General features: G+C 67.6%; 1 protein-coding gene and 1 pseudogene. Both read left to right on the forward strand.

Going from position 1 to position 1,428, the window contains the following annotated elements; genetic code table 11:
* A pseudogene (locus FCI23_RS59085) lies at nt 1-257 on the forward strand (NF041680 family putative transposase); the annotation flags it as partial.
* A 56-nt stretch (nt 258-313) separates the two neighbouring features.
* On the forward strand, nt 314-988 hold the full coding sequence (locus FCI23_RS55685; RefSeq protein ID WP_136731767.1) for a hypothetical protein: 675 nt from the start codon (nt 314-316) through the stop codon (nt 986-988).
* Nucleotides 989-1,428: the final 440 nt, after the last annotated feature.

A 1,428-nucleotide genomic window follows, 5' to 3' on the forward strand; every position in this document is an offset into this window, starting at 1 on the left:
ACCTCGTCGCAGACCTGCGTCGGCCCTGGGAGAAGCCTCCCCGGCCGGGACGCGGACTGAGCCCGCACCGAGTACGCCGCGGATATCGACATCTGCGTGAACGGCTGGGCACCCCGAGCCGTCTGCCGAAAACCAGCACTCCCGGTCCCGGCCGCCCCCGCGGCGGCAAGAACACCCCAGCTCAACGACACCCCGTCGCCACCAAGACCATCAAAACGGACACCGGGAAGGCCAAGGGACGCAAGAAGAAGGCTTAAATCTCAAGCTTGGAACTGCTCTCCGGGAGCGAGGACTCCACGCCCAAGCGGACGAAGTGATCACCGAGGCGTTCGAGCGGCTGGAGCCGGCCGTCGGGATCAAGCCGGCGTGCGAGTTGACCGGCCGCTCGCGGGCCACCGTCTACCGGCGGCGCAACCCCAAGCCCCGCGTGGCCGGGCCGCGCCGGGCGCCGTCGCCGCATCCGGCGAGCCTGTCCGAGCTGGAACAGGCCCGGGTCCTCGGCGTGCTGCGCTCACAGCGATTCGTGGACAAGTCCCCGGCACAGATCTGGGCCACCCGGGCCATGAAGGAACTTCAGGCCGCTGGCTACGTGGTGTGCACCAACATCCAGAACGAGCGTGGCCACTGGTCCAAGCACGTCACCGTCTACGACGTGCCGCAGACCGAGGCTCCGAAGGACGAGACTCCGAAGCCCTGCCGTACGAAGTCACGGTTCACCGGGCTTGAACCCCTTCGGGGAAAGAACCAGGGAAAGAACCCCCCTGCCCCTGAGGTCTCTGACGTGACCGCTGAGGCGGCCACTGAAGAGGGGGGGATTGCTCCCAAGAGCAACGACGAAAAGACCGGCCAAGCGGCCGGCGTGTTGAGCCGTCTCGGCTCCGCTGCCCCTGCCATGACCCTCAAGCGTCCGAGGTCATCAAGCTCGCCCCTCTGGCTGCTGAGTGGCTGGCCCGTGGTGCAACTGAGCTTCAGATCCGCAACGAGCTGACCGAAGGTCTTCCGGCCAAGGTCAAGTCACCGGCTGGCCTGGTCAAGGACCGGCTTACCCGCAAGATGCCTCCCGTCCCGGTGAAGGCTGTCCCGCTGGCTGACTGCGCCGAGTGCGCCAACCCGCTTCCCCGTGGCCGGGAGGCCGGTATTTGCGGCCGGTGTGCCGGTGTAGCCCCTGTGGCCGCAACCCCGGTCGGTTCCATGGCCGTTGGCCAGGCTGCCGAGGCCGCATCCCTGCTGAGCCAGATCCGGCAGCGCCGGGCCAGTGGTGCCTTCGCTCGCGGGGCCAAGTCCCGCTTCATGACCGCCTGAGTGCGTTGTGGCAAACCGGATCTCGTTCGAGGTGTGCGGCGTGGGTGATCATCTGGACGGAGGTTCGGGTGCGGCCGCGGGCATGAAAGAACAGGCCCCTTGGTAGTGACGCGGTTACGACACCCA

Origin of the sequence: Actinacidiphila oryziradicis, from assembly GCF_005047355.1 — a bacterium.
Lineage (GTDB): Bacteria > Actinomycetota > Actinomycetes > Streptomycetales > Streptomycetaceae > Actinacidiphila > Actinacidiphila oryziradicis.